This window comes from Streptomyces sp. NPDC058877, assembly GCF_042742855.1.
GTDB lineage: Bacteria > Actinomycetota > Actinomycetes > Streptomycetales > Streptomycetaceae > Streptomyces.
Genome location: NZ_JBHYMF010000302.1, coordinates 1 through 5,770, shown reverse-complemented (window position 1 = coordinate 5,770; position 5,770 = coordinate 1). Strand labels below are relative to the sequence as shown.

At 72.2% G+C, this 5,770-nt stretch carries 4 protein-coding genes; 2 read left to right on the top strand and 2 right to left on the bottom strand.

All coding sequences use genetic code 11. From position 1 onward, the window contains the following. Positions 1-326 precede the first annotated feature (326 nt). Both ACFW2Y_RS34365 and ACFW2Y_RS34360 read left to right on the top strand, forming a co-directional pair. Positions 327-956 (top strand): uridine kinase, encoded by a 630-nt coding sequence (locus ACFW2Y_RS34365; RefSeq protein ID WP_384887251.1) that lies wholly within the window; start codon positions 327-329, stop codon positions 954-956. A gap of 319 nt (positions 957-1,275) precedes the next feature. Then, positions 1,276-3,195, top strand: a complete 1,920-nt coding sequence (locus ACFW2Y_RS34360; RefSeq protein ID WP_384887254.1) for an AAA family ATPase — start codon at positions 1,276-1,278, stop codon at positions 3,193-3,195. On the opposite strand, the gene ACFW2Y_RS34355 is transcribed toward ACFW2Y_RS34360, so the two are convergent. Together ACFW2Y_RS34355 and ACFW2Y_RS34350 are read right to left on the bottom strand one after the other, a co-directional pair. Beyond that, on the bottom strand, positions 3,196-4,272 hold the full coding sequence (locus ACFW2Y_RS34355; protein ID WP_384887249.1) for a hemolysin family protein: 1,077 nt from the start codon (positions 4,270-4,272) through the stop codon (positions 3,196-3,198). After that, entirely contained in the window at positions 4,269-5,636 is a 1,368-nt protein-coding gene (locus ACFW2Y_RS34350) for a hemolysin family protein (RefSeq protein WP_384887246.1), read from the bottom strand. Before ACFW2Y_RS34350 ends, ACFW2Y_RS34355 begins: the two co-directional genes overlap by 4 nt. Between the last annotated feature and the right edge of the window lie 134 nt (positions 5,637-5,770).

Below are 5,770 nucleotides of genomic sequence, written 5' to 3'. Positions count from 1 at the left end.
GGCGAGGACGGTCCTGCGCGGGGTGGAACTGGTCATGGGCGACGACCCCCAGTCGAGAACGGCGGACGGGACGGGCACGGGCCCGCACGGCAGCGGGCGAACGGAGCGGTGGGGACGGACCGGGCGGTGGGCACCCGGGGTGGGCGAACCAGCGGGCGCACGGGACCCTCCGCCGGGAAGGGCGAGGGCCACGCGGCCCACTATCCCGGCTCCCACGGGGCTCCGCCAGCACTTCGGCACGCGTCGCCGGACCAATACGGGGTCTCGACCACTGCTGGCGGCACCTCTCTGACCTGCGGCGGTTCCCACTCCCCTACCCTGGGGCCATGAGCGACCTCGACCGTGCGGCACACGCGCTGCTCCGCCTGCCGCCCTCCTGCGGGCCGGCCCGCCTCGTCGCGGTCGACGGCCACGCGGGCTCCGGCAAGTCCACCCTCGCGGCCCGCCTCTCCACCGCCCTCGGTGACGCCCCCGTCCTCCACCTCGACGACCTCGCCACGCACGAAGAGCTCTTCGGGTGGACCGACCGGCTGCGCACCCAGGTGCTGGAGCCGCTCTCCCGGGGTGCAACGGCGTCCTACCGGCCCTACGACTGGCAGCTGCGACGCTTCGGCGGGGCGCGGACGCTGGCTCCGGCCCCGGTGGTCCTGGTCGAGGGCGTCGGCGCGGGCCGCCGGGCGGTGCGGCCGTTCCTGGCGCGACTGCTGTGGATGGAGCGCGGTCCCGAGCAGTCCTGGGCACGGGGCCGCCACCGGGACGGGCCGGAACAGGCCGCCTTCTGGGACGGCTGGACCATGGCAGAGACTCGCCACTTCGCTCAGGACCCCTCTCGGGCCTTCGCCGACACCCTGGTACGGGAGTGTCAGGAGGGGTACGACTGGCTTCCGGGGCCGGCCGTGACAGCGGGCACGCACCATGCCGTTACACAGGGTCACGGCTCTTCTTTCGTGAACTGAGTGGCCGAAAGTCCACTTCCGCAAGTGCTTCAACTCCGCTTGACCCCGGAGGCGTACAGGTCTTACGTTCTGAATGTGCGGCTTTTCGGAGCTGCCGCAGACACGAAGCCCCCGGTTGTTCCCCCGTGATCGGGGGCTTCGTTCTGCCCTCGATCACCCCTCTCCGGGCAGTCCGGAGCCCCTTGCGGACCCTGTCGATCACCCAGGGTCACTGCTTCCGGATCATGCACTCCTTCTTAAGTACCCACCCCCTGCGCAGGTACGATGCCCCCAGGTGCGGTCAAATCCCGTCCATGCGATGACGGTTGTGGGGGACCCGATGGACATCGGCACGCAGGGCTCACAGCCCCCGGCCGAGCTCGCCTGGCTGCGCGGAATCGACGCCTACACGATGGGCGCGTATCCGCAGGCGGAGGACGAGTTCCGGGCGGCGGTACAGATCGACCCCGGGATGGCGGACGCCTGGCTCGGGCTGCACGCGCTCCGGGTCGACACCACGACCGCGCTGCTGCGCATGTACCGGAACCGGGAGCGCTTCGGCGAGCAGCGGACCCGTTACCGCCGCACCCTGAACTCCTGGTACTGGCTCGGCTGGTGGGTACAGCCCGTCCTGGAGAGCCCGCGCGACCTGCTCCTCGCCCACGCCTCGCACTGGCTCGACGGCCGGCACGTGGCGGAGCTCGACCGGGCACTCGCGGGGCTCCCCCCGATCGACACCGATCCACAGGTGCGCTTCCTGCACGCCTGTCGCTCGTACCTCGTCAAGGACTGGGAACAACTCGTCCGACACACCGAACCCCTCGTGGACGATCCGCTGCTCGGCATCGAGGCCGGGCTCTTCGGCGGCATGGCCCGGGTGCGCCTGGAGATGTACGGCCAGGCCGAGCCGCTGCTGGCGGCCTCGCTGATGCGGTGCCGCAGTGAGCAGCCCCAGCGCAAGGAGCTGCGCTACTGGCTCGCCCGGGCCCACGAGGGCACCGGCCGCAGCGCCGCGGCCCTGCCCCTGTACCGGGCCGTGCACCGGATCGACCCGACGTTCATGGACACGGCGGCCCGGCTCGCGGCGATCGCCGAATACGACGGCTTCGAGGGGTACGACGGGATGGACGACCCGGCCGGCCTGGCGACGGTCGCGACCGGCTCCGCCGGCGGGGGCCTCGGTCAGGACGCGGTGGACGCCGTGCCCGGCGCCGAACCGGACTCCGGCGGACTCGGCGACGGCCTGCGCCTCGCGCCCGACCCGGTGACGCCGACGGCCCCCGTCGGGCCTCCCGAGGCCGTGCGGCAGAAGGTGCCGCTGCCCGGCCAGCCGACGCCTCCCACCTTCCCGGCCGGCCCCACCGATCCGGTGCTGCTCGCGGAGGCACTCGCCGAGTTGGAGGGCATGGTCGGCCTCGAACCGGTGAAGCGACAGGTCAAGGCGCTCTCGGCGCAGCTGGAGATGGCCCGGTTGCGGGCCGGTCAGGGGCTTCCGGTGCAGCCGCCGAAGCGCCACTTCGTCTTCTCCGGCCCTTCGGGAACGGGGAAGACGACCGTCGCCCGGATCCTGGGTCGGGTCTTCTACGCGCTCGGGCTGCTCGGCGGCGACCACCTCGTGGAGGCGCAGCGGGCCGATCTGGTCGGCGAGTTCCTGGGACAGACCGCGGTCAAGGCAAACGAGCTGATCGACTCGGCGGTCGGCGGGGTGCTGTTCGTGGACGAGGCGTACGCGCTGTCCAACAGCGGCTACAGCAAGGGGGACGCCTACGGCGACGAGGCCCTCCAGGTGCTCCTGAAGCGGGCCGAAGACAACCGGGACCACCTCGTCGTCATCCTCGCCGGCTATCCCGAGGGCATGGACCGGTTGCTCAACACCAACCCCGGCCTGTCCTCCCGGTTCACCACCCGGGTCGACTTCCCTTCGTACCGTCCGTTGGAGCTCACCGCGATCGGTGAGTCCCTCGCGGCGGCCAACGGAGACGGTTGGGACGAAGAGGCCCGCGACGAGCTGCGCTCGATCAGCGGGCACGTCGTCGAGCAGGGCTGGATCGACGAGCTCGGCAACGGCCGCTTCCTTCGGACCCTGTACGAGAAGTCCTGCGCCTACCGGGACCTGCGGCTCTCCGGCTACCCCGGGACCCTGAGCCGGGAGGACCTCGCCACCCTCCGGCTGGCCGACCTCATGCAGGCGTACGGGGAGGTCCTGTCGGGCCGCGGTCCGGTCAACCGCGGCCCGAGGCAGGAGCCCCCGGGGTACTGATCAGCCCCGGACGGGGGCCGGCACCGTGGTGGGGGTCGGCCCGGGCAGCGGCTGGACGCGGTGCGCCGGATCGCGCACCTCGCCCACCAGCATCTCCAGGACGTCCTCCAGGGCGACCAGTCCGAGGACCCGGCCCGATCCGTCGGCGACCTGTGCCAGATGGGTGGCCGCGCGACGCATCACGGTGAGGGCGTCGTCGAGCGGCAGCTCGGCGCGGAGCGTGGCCATCGGGCGCCACAGCCGCTGCGGCACCGCCCGCTCGCGGTCCTCCAGGTCCAGGACGTCCTTCACGTGCACGAAACCCATGAAGGTGGCCCGGCCCTCGGCGCGGACCGGGAAGCGGGAGTACCCGGTCCGCACGGTCAGCTCCTCGATTTCGCGCGGAGTGACCGACGGTGAGACGGTGACCAGGGAGGACGATGTGATCAGCACGTCCGTCACCGGGCGGCTGCCCAGCTCCAGGGCGTCCTCCAGGCGCTCCTGCTCGACCGGGTCGAGCAGCCCCGCCTGGCCCGCGTCCTCGACGAGCCGGCCGAGCTGGGCACTGGTGAAGACCGCCTCCACCTCGTCCTTCGGCTCGACCTTGAACGCCCGCAGCACCGACCGGGCACAGGCTCCGAGGGCGGTGGTGACCGGCTTGCAGAGCCGGGCGAAGCCGACGAGCCCGGGAGCGAGCCAGAGGGCGGTGCGCTCGGGGTCCGCCATCGCGAGGTTCTTCGGAACCATCTCGCCGATGACGAGGTGGAGGAAGACGACGGCCGCGAGGGCGATGACGTAGCCGAGCGGATGGATCAGGCCCGCCGGAACCCCGATCGCGTGGAAGACCGGTTCGAGGAGGTGGGCGACGGTCGGCTCAGCGACGGCGCCCAGCGTCAGCGAGCAGACGGTGATGCCGAACTGGGCGGCGGCCATCATCTGCGGCAGGTTCTCCAGCCCGTGGAGGACCTGCTTGGCCCTGGCACCGCCGAGGGGCTCGATCTGGCTGCGCCGGACGGAGACGAGGGCGAACTCGGCCCCGACGAAGAAGCCGTTGGCGAGGACCAGGAGGAGGGCGAAGAAGAGTTGCAGGGTGCTCATCGGGCCGCCTCCACCACCACGGCCACCGGCGCGACGGAAGGTCCGCCCTGGTCCGGGGTGGTACGGACGATGCGCACCCGCTCGGCGCGGTAGCGGTCGACCTGGCGGACGGAGAACCGCCAGCCGGGCAGCTCGGCCCGGTCACCGGGGGCCGGGATGCGCCCCAGGAGATCGGCGACGAGCCCGGCGACGGTCTCGTACGGCCCGTCGGGCACGTCGAGTCCTATCCGCCGCAGGGTGTGGACCCGGCAGGAGCCGTCGGCCTCCCAGACGGGACGACCGTCCTCCGCGGGGACCGCGGCCAGCTCGGGCCGGTCGTCGGCAGCGGTGTCGTGCTCGTCGCGGACCTCCCCGACGAGCTCCTCGACGATGTCCTCCAGGGTGACGACGCCGGCCGTGCCACCGTACTCGTCGACGACCACCGCGATCGGCTGTTCCCTTCGCAGGCGCTCCAGGAGCGCCTGGGCGGGCAGCGTCTCGGGGACGAGGAGCGGCGGAACCGCGATCCGTCCGACGGGGGTGCGCAGCCGGGCGTGCGGGGCGACGGCCAGGGCGTCCTTGAGATGGACCATGCCGACGACCTCGTCGATGCGGTCCCGATAGACCGGGAAGCGCGAGAGGCCGGTGGCCCGGGTGAGGTTGAGGACGTCGGCGGCAGTGGCGTCCCATTGGAGGGCGCTGACCTTCACGCGCGGGGTCATGACCTGCTCGGCGGTGAGGCCACCGAGGGAGAGGGTCCGGACGAAGAGGTCCGCGGTGTCCTGTTCGAGGGTGCCGGCCTGGGCCGAGTGCCGGGCGAGCGAGACGAGCTCACCGGGGGTTCGGACCGAGTCCAGCTCCTCGGTGGGCTCGACGCCCAGGAGCCGCACCAGCCGATTGGCGACCCTGTTGAGCAGGGAGATCACCGGCCGGAAGAGCGCCGAGAAACGGCGCTGGGGGGTGGCGACGAAACGGGCGACCTGGAGCGGCCGGGAAACCGCCCAGTTCTTCGGTACGAGCTCGCCGACCACCATCTGGGCGGCGGAGGCGAGCAGCATGCCGATGACCACGGACACCCCGGAGACGGCTCCTGCGGGCAGCCCGGTCATGGTGAGCGGGCCGTGGAGCAGTCCGGCGAGCGCGGGTTCGGCGAGCATGCCGACGACGAGCGAGGTGATCGTGATGCCGAGCTGGGTGCCGGAGAGCTGGAAGGACAGCTCGCGCAACGCGGTGACGACGGTGCGGGCGCGCCGGTCGCCGGCGGCCGCGGCCCGTTCGGCTTCGGCGCGCTCGACGGTGACGAGGCCGAACTCGGCGGCCACGAAGAAGCCGTTGGCCAGGATCAGGAGGAAGGCCGCGAAGAGCAGCAACAGGGAGATGATCATGCCGCCGCCTCGGGAGAGGGGGCGGCGCAGGTACTACCGGACGATCCGTCCATTGCTGGAGGGAGTCACTCCTCGGGTCGAAGGGGGAGGCCTCGCGGGCCGCGGCAGCGGCCCTGCACATACGAGGCGGTGGT